The organism is Streptomyces sp. BE303, assembly GCF_036290945.1.
GTDB lineage: Bacteria > Actinomycetota > Actinomycetes > Streptomycetales > Streptomycetaceae > Kitasatospora.
On record NZ_JAQYWZ010000452.1, the window covers coordinates 1 to 1,945 of the forward strand.

1 protein-coding gene is annotated in these 1,945 nt (G+C 73.9%); it reads right to left on the reverse strand.

Annotated features, from left to right (window positions below):
- Nucleotides 1-1,945: polyketide synthase dehydratase domain-containing protein (locus tag PUR56_RS08765; protein WP_329948460.1), on the reverse strand; the 1,945-nt coding region annotated here is incomplete at both ends.

Here is a 1,945-nt window from a genome sequence, read left to right on the forward strand (position 1 = left end):
CACCGCTTCCGCGTCCGCCACGTCACAGGCCACCGCCCGCACCTTCGCCGAAGCGAGCTCCTCGACGAGTCCGGCATCCCCACCGGAGCGGGACAGCAACAGCAGGTCACGGACACCGTGCGTCTCGACCAGATGCCGGGCCACCAGGCCACCGAGCGTGCCGGTCGCACCGGTCACCACGACCGTGCCGTCACCGAACTCCACCGGAGCGGAAGCGGAACCCGACAGGCGCACCAGACGCGGCACAGTGACCACGCCCTCACGAACGACGGCCTGCGGCAGCGGATAGAACACGTCCTCAGCCGCGTCCACCAGATGGAGCCGGCCCGGATGCTCAGCCTGCGCCGACCGCACCAGACCCCACAACGCGGCGCCATCGGCGTCGGTGATCTCCGTACCTTCCGCACCGAACGTCCGCACCACCAGGCGCGAATCCGACCACGCCCCGTCGGCCAGCCACGACTGGAGCAGCACCAGCAACCGGGCCGCCCGCTCCCGGGCCGCACCCGCCGCCGTCGCATCCACCAACAGCACCGGCACCGGCGACGGCAACGCGTCACCGAGACGGATCACCGCACCCGGCACCTCACCCGCCACCTCCTGCGCGGCCCACTCCACCCCGAACAGCACACGGTCCGCCGCACCACGCGCCAGCTGCCCGGCCGTCACCGGACGCAGCGTCAGCGCCTCGACCCGGCCGACCGGCAGACCCGTCCCGTCGGCGAACAGCAGCCGCACCGACTCGGCGGAGCTCCCGGCCGTGAGCCGGACCCGCAGTGTGTCGGCGGCCGTTCCCAGGACTCGCACGCCCGAGAAGGCGAAGGGCAACTGCGCACCGTCGGCCGACGGCAGCAGGGCTCCGCCCACGCCGATCGCGTGCAACGCCGCGTCGAACAGTGCCGGGTGCATGCCGTACCCGTCGGTCGGCTGGTCGACCGCAACCTCCGCGAACACCGTCCCGCCGGCCCGCCAGGCCCGGCGGAGACCCCGGAACGCGGGGCCGTAGGACAGACCCGCGTCGGCGAACGCCTCGTACAGGCCGCCCAGTTCGAGCTCCTCCGCGCCGGTCGGCGGCCACACGACCAGATCCGTGTCACCGCCGTCATGGGCGTCATGGGCAGCTTCGGCGGGGTCCGAGGAGAGAACGCCGGTCGCGTGCAGCTCCCAGGAAGCCTCGTCGTCACTCCGGGCGTGGACCGCGACCGGGCGCCGTCCGTCGGCGTCCGGTGCACCGATCGTCGTGCGGATCTGCGCACCGCCGGAGGCGGACAGCGTCAGCGGGGCCTGGAGCAGCAGTTCGTCCAGGACCGGCACCCCGGCCCGGACACCGCCGGCGAGCGCCATCTCGACCAGGGCCGTGCCCGGCACGACCGTGGTGCCGAAGACCGAGTGGTCGGCCAGCCACGGGTGGGTCGCGAGCGACAGACGTCCGGTGAGCACGGTCTCCGGCGCGTCCGGGAGCGCGATCGTCGCTCCGAGCAGCGGGTGGCCGGTGTCGGTCAGACCGAGGCCCGCGGCATCGGCCGTCTGCGGGGTCCGGCGGCGGGGCCAGAAGTGCCGGTGGTCGAAGGCGTAGCCGGGCAGGTCCAGACGCGACCCACCGCCGAGCACGGCCTTCCAGTCGACCGTGAGGCCGGCCGCGTGCAGTTCGGCGAGCGAGGTGAGCAGGGTGGTGGCCTCGTCGCGGTCGCGGCGCAGCGCGGCGACAGCCGTCGTCGTGTCGGGGTTCGCGTCCACGACGAGCGAGGTGAGCACGCTGTCCGGACCGAGTTCGAGGACGGCGGCCGCGCCCAGAGCGACGGCCGCGTCGGCGAAGCGGACCGGGCGGCGGACCTGGTCGACCCAGTACTCCGGGTCCGACCACTGACCGGGCGTCACGGCCTCGCCCGTCACCGTCGAGACGGCGGGAAGCACCGGGTCGTGGAAGGCCAGACCGCTCACCACG